This is a genomic window from Lederbergia wuyishanensis (assembly GCF_022900255.1).
GTDB lineage: Bacteria > Bacillota > Bacilli > Bacillales > Bacillaceae_C > Lederbergia > Lederbergia wuyishanensis.
This window is the reverse complement of the sequence record NZ_JALIRM010000015.1, coordinates 1-17,156: the sequence shown is the minus strand read 5'-3', so window position 1 is coordinate 17,156 and position 17,156 is coordinate 1. Positions and strand designations below refer to the sequence as shown.

Here is a 17,156-nt window from a genome sequence, read left to right as displayed (position 1 = left end):
ACATTTTCGCCCAATTCATACTATATGTTAGCCCAGATTATTTCAAGGAGGATTGCAAGATGAAGACATGGTTTAAAACAGGAATTGCAGTTATTATATCCACATTTATGCTTATTGCTATGACAGCCTGCTCACAGAAAGAAAGTAAAGTAAGAGTTGCAGAAGTAACTAGATCTATATTTTACACGCCACAATATGTTGCTATTGAAAAAGGATTTTTTAAAGAGGAAGGTCTTGATGTTGAACTAACTACAGCTTGGGGCGGAGATAAAACAATGACAGCCTTGCTCGCAGACGGGGCTGATATTGCACTTGTTGGGTCAGAAACTTCCATTTATGTATATGCGCAAGGGGCGTCTGATCCAGTCATTAATTTCGCTGGATTAACTCGAACAGATGGAACTTTCTTAGTATCACGTGAAAAAATTGATAATTTTAATTGGGATATGCTGAAAGGATCTACATTTTTAGGACAGCGTAAAGGCGGAATGCCACAAATGGTCGGAGAATTCGTCTTAAAAAAACATAACATCGATCCGCATGCTGATTTGGAGCTAATCCAGAATATTGAATTTGCGAATATTGCAAGTGCCTTCGGCTCCGGCACGGGCGACTTTGTTCAGCTTTTTGAACCAACTGCTTCTATTTTCGAAAAAGAAGGAAAAGGTCATATCGTTGCTTCTTTTGGTGAAGAGTCAGGCGAGGTTCCTTACACATCCTTTATGGCTAAAGAAAGCTATATCAAGAAAAATGAAGAGATCGTAGAAAAGTTTGTTCGTGCTCTCTATAAAGCTCAACAATGGGTCGATGAAAATAGCTCGAAAGATATTGCTAAAGTAGTACAGCCATTTTTCGAGGATTCTGATCTTGAAACACTAGAAGTTGTAGTAGACCGCTACAAGAACCAGGGATCTTTTGCAAAAGAAATGAAAATATCAAAAGAAAGTTGGGACAATTTACAAGCAATTATGGAAGAAGCTGGTGAGCTTCCTGAAAAAGTTGATTACGAAAAGCTTGTAAATACACAGATAGTAGATAAAGTAATGAAAAAATAAAGGAGGGCTTTAACGATGAGTTTTCTAGAAGTTAAAAATGTCGCCCACTTTTATTTTACTCCCTCCACTGCTACAAAAGCTTTGGAGGACATTTCCTTCTCAATTGATGAAGGTGAGTTTATATCACTTCTTGGACCGAGCGGCTGTGGGAAGACGACAATGTTATCAATTTTGGCCGGTCTATTTCCTCCAACTAGCGGCAGTGTAACGATTGATCACGAATCTCCGGATGCTAATTCTAATTTAATCGGCTATATGCTCCAACAAGATTATTTATTTCCATGGAAAACAATTGAAGAAAATATTTTTTTAGGGTTAAAACTAAAAGGGCGACTGACGGAAGAAACGAAAAAAAAAGCACTTCTATTTTTAAAGCAAATTGGGTTGGAAGGTGTTGAGAAGCAATTTCCCAGACAGCTTTCAGGAGGAATGAGGCAACGTGCTGCTCTAGCTAGGACAATGGCTGTAAATCCCAAGCTTTTGTTATTAGATGAACCTTTCTCAGCCTTAGACTACCAGACAAAATTAAAGCTTGAAGATTTAGTATTTGAGACGTTAAAAGTGTATAAAAAAACGGCAGTCCTCGTAACTCACGATATTGGTGAAGCCATTTCTATGAGTGATCGAATCCTACTTTTTTCAGCAAAGCCTGGCCGAATTTATAAAATATTTGATGTTCCTAAGGAAATTCGAGACGTCACTCCATTTGAAGTTCGCAGTAAAGAAACTTATAACGAAATATTTCATACGATTTGGAAGGAGCTGGAGAGTCTTGAACAAAATAACTGATCCGAATCTCCTTCATTCGAAATATAAACAAAAACTCGCCACGGATAAAAAATGGGTGTTATTTTACCAGTTCTTAATCTTCATTGGCTTTTTTTCCTTATGGGAAATGGCAAGTAGACTCCACTGGGTAGATCCTCTCATTTTCAGTTACCCTTCGAAGGTGGCAAGTCTCTTATTCGAAAAGACGGCCGATTCAACTTTATTTACACATCTTGGTGCCACCGTTTTTGAAACATTGTTAGGATTTTTAATCGGAACAGTGCTTGGTACGATTCTTGCAGCCATTTTATGGTGGTCTCCATTTTTATCAAAAGTACTCGACCCCTACCTTGTCATTTTAAATGCAATGCCGAAAGTCGCACTTGGACCCATTTTAATCGTAGGACTCGGTCCAGGATTCACTTCCATCATCGCAATGGGTGCCATTATTTCAGTTATCATCACAACGATTGTTGTCTATACTTCATTTCGTGAAGTAGATGATAATTATCTTAAGGTATTAAGAACATTTGGTGCCTCAAGAAGACAACTCTTTCAAGAAGCTATTTTACCCGCTTCTTTTCCAACGATTATTTCTACTCTAAAAGTAAATGTGGGCTTATCGTGGGTAGGAGTTATCGTCGGAGAGTTCCTTGTTTCAAAAAAAGGGCTTGGATATATGATTATTTATGGTTTCCAAGTATTTAATTTCACACTTGTAATGCTTTCCCTTCTACTCATAGCTATTTTTGCCACGATCATGTATAAAGTTGTCGAGTGGCTTGAAAAAAAATTAATTAAAGATGTAGGAGAATGATGGTGGCTGTCTCAAACGAGGCAGTCTCAATATTTCTCTTTTATTTTTCTAATAGCAATGGAAACAACCTTGTCCTTCATAATAAAACTAAACTCTGGATTCATTAATTCATTGATAAGTTCTCCTTCTTTTAAAACGGGTCCATTTGTTTCCATAAAATGTTCTTTATTATCCAAAGTAAAAATATCTGTGTAAAAAACCGCTTTTACAAAAGGACCATTTCGTAAATCTTCAACGTAGTACTCACCTATGAATTCCAATGTATCCACAACTCCGCCAGTTTCTTCATAAACTTCTCTTATAGCTGCTTCTTCCACCGTTTCCCCTGCTTCTAATTTACCACCTGGAAATTCCAAACCCCGAATAGGGTGTTCCGTAAGAAGCCAATTCTCTTTATAGCGTGATACTACTAATACATGACGCGTCTTTATCGGAAAAGAATCTTTTTCAAACGAAAATATGACTTTATTTCCATTTGCATCAAAAAATTGCAACAAAAAAATCACTCCTCATTCTCACTATACGATACCGTTTCTTAAGAGAAAAGAGGAGTATATTTTTTTTCTAATAGTTGCACCTTTATAAGCTGTTAATCCTAAGATGATTATTATGAAGTTCTCTACTTTTTAAAAAGGCATTTCCGCTTTAATTATTCACTTGTAAAATCATTTAAGATTCCCATACTTTTAATATGATTTCTTGCTTCTTCATCTCCAAGTTGATGAACCATTTCATACACTTTTATTAAATTCTCATCATGGATATCATTTGTGGAATCATTATGATATTCAACATAAGGAACATGCGCTCTTAAGAAGTCATACATACTATTCTCTTGGTTATTATCAAAGTACATTCTTAAGCGTGTTATTTCATCATCTGTTGCTTGAATTTTAAATTCCCATGGAGAGGCATTGGGGACCGACATAATCTCACCTGCACCAACAGATATATAATAAGTTTTTTTGTTTTCCAAGTATTGTCCCTCCTCATTTACTAAAGCTCTTTTTTCAAACATTATTGCTAATTAAAGTTTTAACAATAAGAAAATTTTCGGTTCTCTAAAGAAAATAATTCAACTGCAAAAAGTTTTAGTAACTTTATACGACATTAAGGATAAAAATTAAGTATAAAGCCGGATTTTGAGATTTTACAAAAACAATAAACATTTAGATAACAGCCTTTACTTAATTTGCTATGCATATTTTGCCGCACACAGACCCAATTTATTCTTAATAGGAATTCTCCATTTTTTTGATTGTATTAATAATAATGCGGGTATATAAAAATATGGGTTGCTAGAAACACACAGTTATGGCATGATAATCTTTGATAAAAGAGGTGACTTACATGAAATTGGTGGACGAATTATTCGCCATGTATCGTAATAAAATTACAGACGATGAAGAAGATTTAGACATGATTACATTTGCGGTTCTAGAACATTACAATCGCAATGAATTATTAGATATCGTAAAAGATATGGACCAGCATGAACTCCAATACTTTATTCGTTTATACTTATTGGAAACACTTAAAGGGAAATTTGCCCAGCTAGATGGAACACATTACAATAACTCTAGACACTTACATTGATACATAAGTAATAAAAAACTTGGCTATTTGCCAAGTTTTCTTATTTTCCCAAATATGCTTTTAACATCCAATTATGTTTTTCTAAGCCTTGATGAATTGTGATTAGCATGTCTCCTGTCGAATCATCACCCATATTGTTTGCAACTTTAATCCCCTCTTTTAATTCAGTTAATAGGATCGAAAAATCATCGATTAGGGAATGAATCATTTGATTTGCATCTTCATTACCTTCCGCTTCACCTATACTTGCAATCTCTAGAGCATCTTTTAAAGTTGCAATTGGATTACCCTCTAGAGCAAGAATTCTTTCGGCAAGTTCATCAATATGAGAGTCCGCTTCATTATACAATTCCTCGAACTTTTCATGAAGGGCAAAGAAATTTTGACCTTTTACATACCAATGGAAATTATGTAGCTTCATATAAAGAACTGTCCAATTCGCTACTTGCTTATTAACTATTTGAACTAATTGATCAGTATCTGACATATTCATCACTCCTTCTTTAAAGAATTTACCCTACCTGTCCCAATTGCAAACAAAAGTATTTTCCCCTTACCTTTATGTAAATATGCTAAAATGAACTATATCCTTCCTGAAAGAAGCGATCATATTGAAAAAATTATTAATCATTTTTATACGATTTTATCAAAAGGTCATATCACCTTTAAAGCCGCCGACTTGCCGATTCTATCCAACATGCTCGCATTATGGAATCGAAGCAATTCAACGTTTTGGTGCGTTACGTGGGGGCTTTTTGACAATAAAAAGAATATTAAAATGCCATCCTTTCCATCCAGGGGGAATCGATCCGGTTCCTGAAAAAAAGAAATAACGATTGTCAGAAGTGGAAAAGTTTTGCTATTTAATGATACATTTCCTCTCATAACATTCATCACTTAACCCAAACTATTGTTGTATCTTATTCTGAAAAGGAGTGATACAGATGGCTAAGGATGTTTTATGTGAAGTAGAAAATTGTCATTTCTGGGCTAAGGGGAATCTTTGTTCTGCAAATCAAATCTATGTGGTCAGCAACACTGGAAAAAAAGCAGAAACAGAGCAAGAAACAGATTGTCAAACGTTTAAACAAAAATAATAAAAGGGAAGGCGAGTATATTAAACTCCCTTCCCTTTAACAAATTCTTCATTGTATATCGTGACTTCCTTTAATCTTTTTCGATTAATCGAAAATCCGATTCCAACTTCAGCAGGTACTGAAATTACACCATTTTTCACCTCAACAAAAGGCTCAATGATATCTTCTTCCCAATAATGATTCGAGGATACTATATCACCAGGTATCGTAAATCCTTCTAATGTAGCAAGAGCAATATTATGTGCGCGAGAAACTCCAAATTCAATCATTCCTCCACACCAAATTTGAATCTGGTGTTTTACACATAAATCGTGAATACGCCTGGCATTTTCCAAGCCGCCAACACGCCCCATTTTAATATTAATGATTTTACAGCTTTCAAGCTGAATAGCACTATACGCATCATGATAACTTGTTATACTCTCATCTAAACATATAGGAGTAGCAATTTGTCTTTGCAAAGTAGCATGATCCACCATATCAGTTACAGAAAGGGGTTGTTCAATCATTAATAACTGGAATTCATCTAATACTTTCAATCGCCCTACATCATTAAGTGTATATGCAGAATTTGCATCAGCCATAAGTGGAATATGGGGATATTCCTTTCTAATAGCTCTTAAGAAATCTATATCATTCGCAGGACTAATTTTCACTTTGATTCTTTGGTAACCTTGTTCTTGAAAATACTCAATTTGTTTTAAAGCCTCTTCTTCATTTTGTGTTGCTACAACAGCACCCGTTCGAATTTCACTACGACTACCACCAAGTAAAATTGAAAGAGGGATACCTTGCTTTTTAGCGTATAAATCCCAAATAGCAGTCTCTATTCCTGACTTAGCCATTTCGTTTCTTCGTATTGAATCAAATATGCTGGAGATTCCTGCTGGATGATTTATTTTCTCGGTAAAAAGTTTTGGAATTAAAAAATCCTTCATCATATGCAACACAGTTTGAGTTGTTTCCTCTGTGTACCAAGGGGAGGAAAATGCAACAGCTTCTCCTAATCCGGAAACACCGTCGCGATCCATCACTTCGATAATAATTGATTGTCTTTTTTTCACAGTACCCAGATGGGTAAAAAATGGCAGTTTTAATGGCATTTCAATAACTGATAAGTTAACACGATTAATATGTAGCATTTATTCTCTTCCTTCAATCAAAAGCCGTAATTTATCACGTACTAATTTATTCGAGGCGTTTCGAGGTAATTCCTTTACTTGTATAATCCGTTTTGGAATTTTATAAGATGCTAACCGTGCCTGGCAAAATTGGAGTAGTTCCTCCTCTGAAACATTCTGCCCAACGATAAATGCATACGCTACTTGTCCCCATGTTGAATCACTTATTCCTGTCACCCCTGCTTCATCGACGGCATCATGTGCCATAAGCACAGCTTCGATTTCAGCAGGATACACATTTTCCCCACCAGAAATGATTAAATCAGAGCGACGATCTTGAACATATAAGAATCCATCTTCATCTAAATAACCAAGATCCCCAGTTAAAAACCAACCGTCATGAAATGATTGTTTACGATTTAAATATCCCGGTGTAATATTTGGACCTTTTAAGGATATTTCTCCCGTTTCACGGGCATTAGCTTCTGTTCCATCCGTTCTTACGATTTTTATTTGAGCTGGAAATAGTGGCTTTCCAGCAGAACCAAGCTTAACGAAACTATCCTCCGGTGATAAAGTAACGATTTGCGATGAAGTTTCCGTCATCCCATACGTTTGAAAAACAGGAATCTTCTTCAAGGCACATTTTTCTAAAAGTGGTAGTGGTGCCGGACCTCCTCCAATCAACATGCAACGGAAGTTTTCATGATACGTCTCATCTTTTAAAACGGTTAGCATTCTATTCAAGATAACTGTAACGACTGACATAATCGTTATTTTTCCGCTTTGCAACAAGGAATTAGCCTGTTTTTCATTAAATTCTTCCATTAAGAAAACGGGTATTCCGTATATTACACTTCTCATCAATATAGAAAGACCGCTTATATGAAAAATTGGAACTGTACAAAGCCATGCATCATTTGCTTGTAATCCCAGATTCAATGATGAACCTGTAGAACTCCACCAATGGTTTCCATATGTTTGTAGAACACCTTTTGGTTTTCCGGTTGTTCCAGATGTATACATAATTGAGCATATTTCATCTAAATTAAACTCATTTCGTATATTGACTGAATATTTTTCAGACATTGTAAGATTTTCAATAGAACACGTTTTAAGTTGAGAGCATAATTTTTCAAGGTCTTTCACACTTGAATCAAAATCATGATCATAAAATAAAACTGTTGTTTCACTATCTTTAATCTGATAGCTTAACTCAGATGCTGTAAGGCGACTATTAAGAAAAACAATTTCTGCTCCAATCATTTGTAATGCATGGATAAGAAACACAGTTGAAGGACGATTTTTCACCAGAATAGCGACCCTTGAATGCTGGGTCACAGAATATCCAGCCACCTTCATTGCAAGATTATGAACAGTATCCTTCAATTCCTGAAAAGTCCACGTTTGACCATTAAAAACAAGAGCTGTCCGGTTCGGTGTCAAATAGGATCTTTGCAATAACCAATTTGGAATCAATTCTCCCATGGCGTGAAGTTCCTCCTAAAAACTAAATAAGAGCCTGAATGGTAAATTCCATCAGGCTTGGGAAAAATATTAAGGGAATCTTGGGAATTGCCCGAAGTCCGGTTTGCGCTTTTCTTTAAATGCATCGCGACCTTCTTTTGCTTCATCTGTTGTATAGTAAAGAAGCGTAGCATCTCCAGCCAATTGTTGAAGTCCTGCTAAACCGTCTGTATCAGCATTAAATGCGGCCTTTAAGAAGCGCAATGCAGTTGGGCTCTTTTCAAGCATTTCTTCACACCATTTAACGGTTTCTTCTTCCAATTGTTCTAACGGAACTACCGTATTAACTAGCCCCATATCAAGTGCTTCCTGTGCATTATATTGACGGCACAAGAACCAAATTTCTTTCGCTTTTTTATGGCCAACAATACGAGCCAAATAGCCGGAACCATATCCAGCATCGAAGCTTCCTACTTTCGGTCCTGTTTGTCCAAAAATAGCGTTATCTGCAGCAATCGTTAAATCACAGACGACATGAAGAACATGCCCCCCTCCAATTGCGTAACCTGCAACCATAGCAACAACTGGTTTTGGAATAACTCTTATTAGCCTTTGTAAGTCAAGAACGTTTAAACGAGGGATATTATCCTCGCCAACATACCCTCCATGACCGCGCACTTTTTGATCCCCACCAGAACAGAATGCTTTTCCACCTGTCCCTGTTAAAACAATAACGCCGACTTTTTCGTCATCACGTGCATATGCAAAAGCATCGATTAATTCCATAACCGTTTTCGGTCTAAATGCATTATGTACCTCTGGGCGATTTATGGATATTTTCGCTATCCCATTATAAGTTTCATATAAAATGTCTTCATATTCTCTTTCCTGTGTCCAATTAAATGCCATCTATTTTTCCTCCTTTATTAAATTTTGCACAAAAACTCCTTCACTATTGTACCAAACTTTTCAGGATCCTCCACATGAATTGCATGTCCTACCCCATTTACTTCGATAAGATCTGTGTTGGGTATTAGACTTTGCATTTCTTTCGATATACCGCAAAATTTCTGATCCTGCTCACCACATAGTAATAACACAGGTATCTCCAATGTAGTAAGTGCATCCCACCAAGAAGATTGAGCTCCTGTTCCCATTCCTCGTAAACTATTTACCAATCCAATCGAACTATTTGAAAGTCTTTGTTTTCTTATTTGCGCTAGGACTGATTTATCCAATCTTTTCTGTGTTTCAAACAACGAAATATTTTCCCAGTAATTAACAAAGTCTTCGATACCATTTTGTAAAATCATTTGACTAAGCCGTTCATCAGCTTGTACACGTAATCTACGCTCTTCATCCGTTCTTAATCCTGGCGAGGCACTTTCAAGAATGAGACTATTCACGGACTCAGGATAGAGAAATGCAAAACTTAGAGCAAGCCTTCCTCCCATCGAATAACCGAGGAAATGTGCTTTACTTATCGAAAGATGGTTCATAATAGTTTTTATTTGAAAAGAGACCTTTTCCATTGTATATTTGCTTACATCTACCGGTGAAGAAGTTTTTCCGTGGCCAATAATATCTATTGAAATAACTTGAAAGGAGTCATTTAAATATTGTTTTATTGAATTCCAAGTTGAACAATCACCCGTAAACCCATGGAAAAGAAAAAGCGGTTCTCCATTTCCAGAAACCTCGTAATAATAATCTATTCCATCCACGGTTACAATCATTTTTCAACATCCTGAAGTATTAAATATATTTCCTGGGAAACCTTTTCCCACATTTCACGATGAGAGGACAAATTTCTTTCACGGTCTGTCGGAATCTCTATAACGTTTAAACCTTCATAACTAACTGAATCTAAAATAGCCATTTTTAAGCCTTCCCAGTCAAATATTTTTGTATATTGACCGTGGTACATTTGAACTGCATGTTCATAATTTAAACCAGTAGGGGTCCCAAATAAAACCTCAAAATGCTTCGGCTCGCCAAATTGTGGCAGATAGGAGAAGATTCCCCCACCATCATTATTAAGCAAGATGATGGTAATGTTCAATTTATGCAATTTTGCCATCAGTAAGCCATTCAGATCATGGAAAAAAGAAAGATCACCAATCACTAAAAAAAGAGGTCGTTTATAGACGGCTGCACCTAAAGCGGTAGATACCACACCATCAATCCCATTAGCACCTCGGTTAGCCATAACCGAAATATTTTTATTATTTTTATGGAAAAAAGTATCTATATCCCTAATCGGCATACTATTTCCAACAAAAACGGTACTATCGACAGGAAGAAGATTAACTAGTTCAAAGACTGCTTTTCCTTCTTCAAGCTCTTCCACTAATTGCATATGCTTTCTGATCGTACTTTTTGCCACTTCATCCATTTTCAACCATTTTGAAAGCCATGAAGATGAAGTTTTCTCCTGAATCAATGTAGCAAGTTCATTACAAAATGCTTTTTCGTCGCAATGTATCATCGTTGTTCCAACATAATTAGGGTCTCTCCAGTGTGACCCACTATCCACAACAATTTGCTCAATATCATTTAAGCTTTTCATGTAAAGTGAAAGAGACTTGGATACAGTTGTTCCTCCAAAACGAATAATCAATTCCGGTTTGAGGGTAGCAACTGCATTTTTGACTCTTAAGATAGCATCATAACTATCAATAACTGTCGTCTCTAATATAGAACTACTTCTAAGTTGGGATAGTGGATCAGCTAAAATCGGAAACTTAAGCTTTTTAGCTAATGTAGTGACAGCTTCATTAAAGCCAGGTTCTTCTATCTGACCGCAAATGATTAAACCTCTTTCAATTCCTTGCAATTGTTCAGCGTATTTCTTTAATTTTTCATACGGCAGAAAAAGGATTCCTTCTTCAATTGAAATTGATGCTTCATCTTCAAATGGATAAGGATCAAGTGTTGGTAGTAGCGGCTCCCTAAAAGGAAAATTCAAATGAACAGGTCCTTTGCTTTGAACCATTGCTTCTTTCACTGCTCTAATCGCAGTCGTTTTAGCATATCTAAGCTGTTCAACACCTGATTCAGGCAAAGCCATCTCAGCAAACCATTTAACATGGCTTCCATATAAATGAAGCTGATCAATCGCTTGTGGAGCACCAACATCACGTAGCTCGTGAGGACGATCAGCTGTCATCACAATCAGAGGAACACCGGATAGACTTGCCTCTATAATAGCAGGATAATAATTCGCCGTTGCCGTTCCCGAAGTACAAAGTAAACCAACTGGATCCCCCGATGCTTTTGCAAGACCCAAAGCGAAAAACGCAGCTGAGCGTTCATCTACATTCATATACACGTTTACGTCACGATGTTCTGAAAACATTAATGCCAATGGAGTCGAGCGTGAGCCTGGGCTAATAACCACATCCTTAATACCCGCTTGGACAAGACCAGTAATAAATGCAGCAAGATATTTTGTGAGCGCTTCTTGATGATTCATAGAATTTCTCCTCCGGTTGCCTTTAGCATTGGTTGAAACTTTATTCTTGTCTCTTTCAATTCTTCCTCCGAAACAGAATCAGATACTAAGCCACATCCTGCATATAAATATGCTTTATCCCTATTTATAAGGCCTGAACGGATGCCTACAGCAAATTCTCCATTCCCTTTATAATCAGTCCATCCAATGGGACCAGCATAAAACCCTCTATCCATATGTTCTTTTTCACGAATAATACTAAGTGCTGCTTTTGTTGGAACTCCTCCTAGAGCGGGAGTTGGATGTAAGTTTTCAACAACGTTCAATATTGAAAAATCCTCATTTGCTTTTCCTCTTACTGGAGTATACAAATGCTGAATGTCTGGCATTTTCATCAATACTGGTTCAGCAGGAATGTTGATGTCAGTGCAATAAGGCCTTAAAGCATCTTCGATCATAGAAACGACTAACTCATGCTCAAATAAGTTTTTATGATCATGTAAAAGCATTTCACCAAGCTTTTGATCTTCTATTATGTCTTTCCCGCGCCCAATAGACCCTGCTAAACAAGTAGATAATACGTCATGATCTATTTTTTTTATAAGCCTCTCTGGGGATGCACCAAGGAAACAATAATCCCCAACTTCCAAAGCAAAGACGAAACTATCCGGTTGCTGTTCAAGTAACTTTTTTATTATATAAGATGGTTGGGCACTCTCTTCAAATTCGAGCAATAGTTTTCGAGCAAAGACAACTTTTTTTGTATCAGTTGTTTTTAAAATATTCACGATTTCGTCAACTGAACGTATCCATTTGTCTGGCGCAATCTCTATACTATTTTTTATTTTTATTGGATTCTCTTTCAACAATTTCTCATCGTTCTTTAATTGCTGTACTAGCTTGTTCGCTTCTTCACGCAATGATTCAGCAGACACAGTATTATTAGAAAATGCATTAATAGTTAAGTAAGTTTGATTCTCCGTAACGGTTAACATATACGATGGCAAGTATAATATGGAATGCCCAAAAGCCTCCCATTCATCCTCAATTTCACTATAAGGATCAAAAGAAAAGCCCCCAAATAGTAACGGTCCTGTCCCTGGAACTCTTGCTGGATTTTCAATATTTGCATCCTTAAGGAGTTGATTCCATTTCGTATGTGAATCTTGAAATCTTTCCTCCGCATCATCGACTGAAATAGTGGCTGCAATTCCTAATCCGACAGTCCACAATTGTTCATCCGAGCTTTTCCAAAAAAACCTTTTTCCATGGAATGTAGAGGATTGGTAAGTAAAAAACTCAACAGGATCATAAAAATCTATTGGCTGGGTGTAACTAAAAAGTTTGCTTTTCTTATGATTCTGTTCCTTATATAAATCATTTTCGAAGCTCGTCTGTAAGAATATTTTTGTCAACGTAATCTCTCTCCTAAAGCCAAAAACTTAAGCATCCTACGGCCAAGTTTTTTAATACAATAAGTGATAAAATAACTATAAGTAAATGAAGACCTTGTTTTAGGTTTCACTATTTAATACTAAAGCCATCATTTTGCATAAATTGACGCTTATAATAGTTCTAAATGTAGTATTACAAAATCTGCATTTTAACTTTTTCACTACTATATTATATATGAATATCATTGGTAAATGTAGCAATCATACTTATGGAAAAGATTTCTCGCAAATTCCCTTATTAAATGGATTGACACAAGCCCACTCATTTCCTACACTTTAATAGGTGAATAAGATTCCTATTATGTTTTTAGTTTTATTTGTATTATGTAAAGGGAGAGACAAATAATGAATATACAGAAAGAATCTCTAATATCTGCAGATACAGGTTGGAGAATATGGTGGCAGTTAAGTAGACCACATACATTGACTGCTGCATTTGTTCCAGTATTATTAGGTACAGCATTAGCAATAAAAAGTGTACCCATTCATATTCCTTTATTCGTTGCTATGCTTGTCGCAAGCTTACTCATACAAACAGCAACAAATATGTTTAATGAGTACTTTGATTACGCTAGAGGGCTTGATAACGAATCCTCGGTCGGTATTGGGGGTGCGATTGTACGAAACGGTGTAAAACCCAAAACTGTTTTACGCCTTGGTTTTCTTCTTTTTGGAATATCGCTCATATTAGGTATTTATATATCAATGAGTAGCAGCTGGTGGATTGCAGTAATTGGACTAATTTCCATGGCCGTAGGATATTTTTATACAGGTGGACCTAAACCGATTGCCTACACTCCATTCGGAGAGTTAATGTCTGGCTTTTTCATGGGTGTAGTCATCATTCAAATTTCTTATTTCATACAGACTGGCTATATTTCAAAAATCAGTATACTTGTATCTATCCCAGTGTCTATATTAATTGGAAGTATTATGCTAGCAAATAATATTCGTGATTTAGATGGGGATCAGGAAAATGGTCGTAAAACACTAGCAATCATTATTGGAAGAAAAAATGCAATTGTACTTCTAGCAGCTATGTTTATTGTGTCATACAGCTGGATTATCTTTTTAATATTTTTTACAGAAACATCGTTTTGGTTATTAATTACATTTATCAGTATCCCAAAAGCTCTGAAAGCTGTAAAAGGATTTATTGGAAAAACAGAACCTATTCAAATGATGCCCGCAATGAAAGCAACAGCTCAAACAAATACTATATTTGGCTTTCTAATGGCAATCGGACTTTTCATAAGCTACTTTTCTTAATCAGCACTTGTCTTTATGGCAAGTGTTTTTTTGTGTATTCTGTTCTTCATTTGTAATAAGCATCGTTTATAATCAATCATTTAGCAATTAGCACATTGCCCTGCTGTATTAAACGTATTACTTATGTTTATTATTTTGTAATAAAAGGAAACTATAAGGAAATGGTTGTTTACAAACAATAGGTTCATACTACAAATGAATCGAAAATAAAGGATGGGATCGCAAATGCTAAATCAACAACAATTAGCAACTTTAAAAAACGAACTTTTAGAGATAAAGAAACAGCTGACTCAAGATATACATGAAGATGAAGAAGTTTTTGGAAGCGCCAATGCAAGGGATCGAGAATTATCGATGTATGATAACCATCCCGCAGATATGGGAACTGAGCTCTTCGAACGAGAAAGAGATTTTGCTCTAGCAGTTCATTCAGAAGCAGAACTAGTAAAAGTGGACCAAGCACTTGAAGCAATAGAATCCGGAACATACGGAAAATGTGAGGTTTGTGGCAAAGATATTCCATACGAAAGACTAGAAGTAATTCCAAATACAACCTTTTGTGTAGAACATACTCCTGAACAAAGGTTACCTGGAGACCGTCCTGTAGAAGAACAATTATTAAAGCCAGCTGTAGATAATTCTTATGCTTATCGTGATAAAAGAAGTTCAGTAAAAGATTATGAAGACAGTTTTCAAGAAGTTGCAAAATATGGTACTTCCGAAACACCTTCCGATTTCGAAGGCGACTATAACGATTATAATGATTTATACGAAGGAGATATGAAGGATGGATTTGTCGAGGAATACGAAACCTTCACTGGAACAAATATAGACGGAAAAGGCATAAAAACGTATACGTCAGAAGAGAAAATGGAATATGAAGAAACATTGGATAAAGAAGGCATTGAAGCACCGTTTGGAGATATCCCCTACAAATATACGGATGGATATGTAGATAATGAAGAAGAATAATATACAATAACATTTTCTATAAAAAACAAACCATCTGATTCATATCAGATGGTTTGTTTAATAGATGACCCCTACGGGATTCGAACCCGTGTTACCGCCGTGAAAGGGCGGTGTCTTAACCGCTTGACCAAGGGGCCTTAACATATGTATGGCGGAGAAGGAGGGATTTGAACCCTCGCGCCGCTTACGCGACCTATGCCCTTAGCAGGGGCACCTCTTCAGCCTCTTGAGTACTTCCCCACACAAACTCCGCAGGTAGGATTCGAACCTACGACCGATCGGTTAACAGCCGATAGCTCTACCACTGAGCTACTGCGGAATGGTGGGCCTGAGTGGACTCGAACCACCGACCTCACGCTTATCAGGCGTGTGCTCTAACCAGCTGAGCTACAGGCCCATATTAATATATGGAGCGGGTGAAGGGAATCGAACCCTCATCAACAGCTTGGAAGGCTGTGGTTTTACCACTAAACTACACCCGCGTAAATCAATCATATCACAAAATATTTTGGGGCGACTAGTGGGAATCGAACCCACGATGTCGGAGCCACAATCCGATGCGTTGACCATTTCGCCATAGCCGCCATTCTTTTGCATCGTATGATTTAAATGGTGGCTCAGGACGGAATCGAACCGCCGACACAAGGATTTTCAGTCCTTTGCTCTACCGACTGAGCTACTGAGCCAACTTTAAAAAATAATGGCGGTCCCGACGGGAATCGAACCCGCGATCTCCTGCGTGACAGGCAGGCATGTTAACCGCTACACCACGGGACCATAAAACTACTTAATATTCATTTTTTTAAAATTGCGGGGGCAGGATTTGAACCTGCGACCTTCGGGTTATGAGCCCGACGAGCTACCGGACTGCTCCACCCCGCGATAATAAAATAATATGTGGCGGAGGAAGAGGGATTCGAACCCCCGCGCGGTTTAACCCGCCTGTCGGTTTTCAAGACCGATCCCTTCAGCCAGACTTGGGTATTCCTCCACAAATGAAATTAAATGGTGGACCTTGTAGGACTCGAACCTACGACCGGACGGTTATGAGCCGTCTGCTCTAACCAGCTGAGCTAAAGGTCCAAAAAATATGGTAGCGGCGGAGGGGATCGAACCCACGACCTCACGGGTATGAACCGTACGCTCTAGCCAGCTGAGCTACGCCGCCATATTGGTTGTTTGCATAAAAATGGTGGAGCCTAGCGGGATCGAACCGCTGACCTCCTGCGTGCAAGGCAGGCGCTCTCCCAGCTGAGCTAAGGCCCCAAACAAATTTTTTAGTGGTCGGGAAGACAGGATTCGAACCTGCGACCCCTTGGTCCCAAACCAAGTGCTCTACCAAGCTGAGCTACTTCCCGATAAATAACATTATTTTATTGGCGCGCCCGAAAGGAGTCGAACCCATAACCTTCTGATCCGTAGTCAGACGCTCTATCCAATTGAGCTACGGGCGCATGTATGGGATGTAAGATTGCGAAAGTGTTTTCTACTACTTTGACAGTAGGTTATTTTGCAAAAAACCTAAATGCCGAGGACCGGAATCGAACCGGTACGGTAGTCACCTACCGCAGGATTTTAAGTCCTGTGCGTCTGCCAGTTCCGCCACCCCGGCTTAATTTGGAGCGGAAGACGGGATTCGAACCCGCGACCCCCACCTTGGCAAGGTGGTGTTCTACCACTGAACTACTTCCGCAGAGTTTAGCATCACTCTACCAAATAATTTATTAATGCGGGTGAAGGGAGTCGAACCCCCACGCCTTGCGGCACTAGATCCTAAGTCTAGCGTGTCTGCCAGTTCCACCACACCCGCGTAAGAATAACTATTATTTTTGCTTGAGCAAATAAGATAAGTTATTTTGCCTGTGGCAAAAAACTTTGGTGAGCCATGCAGGATTCGAACCTGCGACCCTCTGATTAAAAGTCAGATGCTCTACCGACTGAGCTAATGGCTCGTACATATTTTACTTAAATGGTGCCGGCCAGAGGACTTGAACCCCCAACCTACTGATTACAAGTCAGTTGCTCTACCAATTGAGCTAGGCCGGCATATATGGTGGAGGATGACGGGATCGAACCGCCGACCCTC

Annotated in this window: 17 protein-coding genes and 20 tRNA genes; 8 read left to right on the top strand and 29 right to left on the bottom strand. The window is 37.8% G+C overall.

The genetic code is table 11. From position 1 onward, the window contains the following. The first annotated feature begins 59 nt into the window (after positions 1-59). Genes MT489_RS18880 through MT489_RS18870 form a run of 3 tightly spaced genes read left to right on the top strand, consistent with a single transcriptional unit; the run spans position 60 to position 2,640 of the window. Positions 60-1,055: an ABC transporter substrate-binding protein gene (locus MT489_RS18880; RefSeq protein ID WP_244683112.1), complete on the top strand. Its 996-nt coding sequence runs from the start codon at positions 60-62 to the stop codon at positions 1,053-1,055. 15 nt (positions 1,056-1,070) lie between these two features. Beyond that, the gene (locus MT489_RS18875) at positions 1,071-1,844 is read left to right on the top strand and encodes an ABC transporter ATP-binding protein (protein ID WP_244683111.1); all 774 of its coding nucleotides are present in this window, start codon (positions 1,071-1,073) and stop codon (positions 1,842-1,844) included. Then, positions 1,837-2,640 (top strand): ABC transporter permease, encoded by an 804-nt coding sequence (locus MT489_RS18870; RefSeq protein WP_370876394.1) that lies wholly within the window; start codon positions 1,837-1,839, stop codon positions 2,638-2,640. The genes MT489_RS18875 and MT489_RS18870 overlap by 8 nt, the downstream gene beginning before the upstream one ends. Positions 2,641-2,666: 26 nt before the next feature. On the opposite strand, the gene ytkD is transcribed toward MT489_RS18870, so the two are convergent. Beyond that, a complete protein-coding gene (ytkD, locus tag MT489_RS18865) occupies positions 2,667-3,137 on the bottom strand; it encodes an RNA deprotection pyrophosphohydrolase (RefSeq protein WP_244683109.1) in 471 nt (156 codons plus the stop codon). 152 nt (positions 3,138-3,289) lie between these two features. Then, the gene (locus MT489_RS18860; RefSeq protein WP_370876393.1) at positions 3,290-3,568 is read right to left on the bottom strand and encodes a hydrolase; all 279 of its coding nucleotides are present in this window, start codon (positions 3,566-3,568) and stop codon (positions 3,290-3,292) included. A 422-nt stretch (positions 3,569-3,990) separates the two neighbouring features. Here MT489_RS18860 and MT489_RS18855 point away from each other — a divergent pair, with 422 nt between their 5' ends. Beyond that, positions 3,991-4,236, top strand: coding sequence for a DUF6154 family protein (locus MT489_RS18855; protein ID WP_244683107.1), 246 nt, complete (start codon positions 3,991-3,993; stop codon positions 4,234-4,236). A 40-nt stretch (positions 4,237-4,276) separates the two neighbouring features. Here the strand turns inward: MT489_RS18855 and MT489_RS18850 are convergent, their stop codons facing one another. Next, entirely contained in the window at positions 4,277-4,723 is a 447-nt protein-coding gene (locus MT489_RS18850; protein ID WP_244683106.1) for a Dps family protein, read from the bottom strand. 121 nt (positions 4,724-4,844) lie between these two features. On the opposite strand from MT489_RS18850, the gene yidD reads away from it, so the two are divergent. After that, entirely contained in the window at positions 4,845-5,069 is a 225-nt protein-coding gene (yidD, locus tag MT489_RS18845) for a membrane protein insertion efficiency factor YidD (RefSeq protein WP_370876392.1), read from the top strand. Positions 5,070-5,180: 111 nt separating this feature from the next. After that, positions 5,181-5,333 carry a DUF1540 domain-containing protein gene (locus MT489_RS18840; RefSeq protein ID WP_244683104.1) on the top strand — a complete coding sequence of 51 codons (153 nt, stop codon included), beginning with the start codon at positions 5,181-5,183 and terminating at the stop codon, positions 5,331-5,333. Positions 5,334-5,353: 20 nt separating this feature from the next. On the opposite strand, the gene menC is transcribed toward MT489_RS18840, so the two are convergent. The 6 genes from menC to MT489_RS18810 all read right to left on the bottom strand — a co-directional run bounded on the left by menC (position 5,354) and on the right by MT489_RS18810 (position 12,790). Beyond that, positions 5,354-6,475: an o-succinylbenzoate synthase gene (menC, locus tag MT489_RS18835; RefSeq protein WP_244683103.1), complete on the bottom strand. Its 1,122-nt coding sequence runs from the start codon at positions 6,473-6,475 to the stop codon at positions 5,354-5,356. Continuing rightward, on the bottom strand, positions 6,476-7,942 hold the full coding sequence (locus MT489_RS18830) for an o-succinylbenzoate--CoA ligase (RefSeq protein WP_244683102.1): 1,467 nt from the start codon (positions 7,940-7,942) through the stop codon (positions 6,476-6,478). Between the two features lie 69 nt (positions 7,943-8,011). Beyond that, a complete protein-coding gene (menB, locus tag MT489_RS18825; protein WP_244683101.1) occupies positions 8,012-8,830 on the bottom strand; it encodes a 1,4-dihydroxy-2-naphthoyl-CoA synthase in 819 nt (272 codons plus the stop codon). Positions 8,831-8,847: 17 nt separating this feature from the next. Further along, entirely contained in the window at positions 8,848-9,657 is an 810-nt protein-coding gene (menH, locus tag MT489_RS18820; protein ID WP_244683100.1) for a 2-succinyl-6-hydroxy-2,4-cyclohexadiene-1-carboxylate synthase, read from the bottom strand. Next, the gene (gene menD / locus MT489_RS18815; RefSeq protein ID WP_244683099.1) at positions 9,654-11,396 is read right to left on the bottom strand and encodes a 2-succinyl-5-enolpyruvyl-6-hydroxy-3-cyclohexene-1-carboxylic-acid synthase; all 1,743 of its coding nucleotides are present in this window, start codon (positions 11,394-11,396) and stop codon (positions 9,654-9,656) included. The genes menH and menD overlap by 4 nt, the downstream gene beginning before the upstream one ends. Further along, positions 11,393-12,790, bottom strand: a complete 1,398-nt coding sequence (locus MT489_RS18810) for an isochorismate synthase (protein WP_244683098.1) — start codon at positions 12,788-12,790, stop codon at positions 11,393-11,395. Before MT489_RS18810 ends, menD begins: the two co-directional genes overlap by 4 nt. Positions 12,791-13,174: 384 nt before the next feature. Here MT489_RS18810 and MT489_RS18805 point away from each other — a divergent pair, with 384 nt between their 5' ends. Both MT489_RS18805 and MT489_RS18800 read left to right on the top strand, forming a co-directional pair. Beyond that, positions 13,175-14,098, top strand: a complete 924-nt coding sequence (locus MT489_RS18805) for a 1,4-dihydroxy-2-naphthoate polyprenyltransferase (protein ID WP_244683097.1) — start codon at positions 13,175-13,177, stop codon at positions 14,096-14,098. Between the two features lie 225 nt (positions 14,099-14,323). Next, positions 14,324-15,070 (top strand): TraR/DksA C4-type zinc finger protein, encoded by a 747-nt coding sequence (locus tag MT489_RS18800; RefSeq protein ID WP_244683096.1) that lies wholly within the window; start codon positions 14,324-14,326, stop codon positions 15,068-15,070. 65 nt (positions 15,071-15,135) lie between these two features. Here the strand turns inward: MT489_RS18800 and MT489_RS18795 are convergent. The 20 genes from MT489_RS18795 to MT489_RS18700 all read right to left on the bottom strand — a co-directional run bounded on the left by MT489_RS18795 (position 15,136) and on the right by MT489_RS18700 (position 17,116). Beyond that, positions 15,136-15,207: transfer RNA gene (locus MT489_RS18795), tRNA-Glu, on the bottom strand. A gap of 12 nt (positions 15,208-15,219) precedes the next feature. Next, positions 15,220-15,310, bottom strand: a tRNA-Ser gene (locus tag MT489_RS18790). Positions 15,311-15,317: 7 nt separating this feature from the next. Beyond that, positions 15,318-15,389: transfer RNA gene (locus MT489_RS18785), tRNA-Asn, on the bottom strand. Between the two features lies 1 nt (position 15,390). Next, positions 15,391-15,467, bottom strand: a tRNA-Ile gene (locus tag MT489_RS18780). Positions 15,468-15,478: 11 nt separating this feature from the next. Continuing rightward, positions 15,479-15,552, bottom strand: a tRNA-Gly gene (locus tag MT489_RS18775). A gap of 27 nt (positions 15,553-15,579) precedes the next feature. Beyond that, positions 15,580-15,654, bottom strand: a tRNA-His gene (locus MT489_RS18770). Positions 15,655-15,680: 26 nt separating this feature from the next. After that, positions 15,681-15,756, bottom strand: a tRNA-Phe gene (locus tag MT489_RS18765). A gap of 15 nt (positions 15,757-15,771) precedes the next feature. Continuing rightward, positions 15,772-15,847: transfer RNA gene (locus MT489_RS18760), tRNA-Asp, on the bottom strand. Positions 15,848-15,878: 31 nt separating this feature from the next. Continuing rightward, positions 15,879-15,952, bottom strand: a tRNA-Met gene (locus MT489_RS18755). A 16-nt stretch (positions 15,953-15,968) separates the two neighbouring features. Continuing rightward, positions 15,969-16,061 (bottom strand) — tRNA-Ser (locus tag MT489_RS18750). Positions 16,062-16,076: 15 nt separating this feature from the next. Next, positions 16,077-16,153, bottom strand: a tRNA-Ile gene (locus MT489_RS18745). Positions 16,154-16,161: 8 nt separating this feature from the next. Next, positions 16,162-16,238 (bottom strand) — tRNA-Met (locus MT489_RS18740). A gap of 22 nt (positions 16,239-16,260) precedes the next feature. Further along, positions 16,261-16,336, bottom strand: a tRNA-Ala gene (locus MT489_RS18735). A gap of 15 nt (positions 16,337-16,351) precedes the next feature. Beyond that, positions 16,352-16,428, bottom strand: a tRNA-Pro gene (locus MT489_RS18730). A 19-nt stretch (positions 16,429-16,447) separates the two neighbouring features. Continuing rightward, a tRNA-Arg gene (locus MT489_RS18725) sits at positions 16,448-16,524 on the bottom strand. A gap of 72 nt (positions 16,525-16,596) precedes the next feature. Beyond that, positions 16,597-16,682: transfer RNA gene (locus MT489_RS18720), tRNA-Leu, on the bottom strand. A 6-nt stretch (positions 16,683-16,688) separates the two neighbouring features. Further along, a tRNA-Gly gene (locus MT489_RS18715) sits at positions 16,689-16,763 on the bottom strand. A gap of 35 nt (positions 16,764-16,798) precedes the next feature. Continuing rightward, positions 16,799-16,880: transfer RNA gene (locus MT489_RS18710), tRNA-Leu, on the bottom strand. Positions 16,881-16,946: 66 nt separating this feature from the next. Next, positions 16,947-17,022: transfer RNA gene (locus MT489_RS18705), tRNA-Lys, on the bottom strand. An 18-nt stretch (positions 17,023-17,040) separates the two neighbouring features. After that, positions 17,041-17,116: transfer RNA gene (locus MT489_RS18700), tRNA-Thr, on the bottom strand. Positions 17,117-17,156 lie beyond the last annotated feature (40 nt).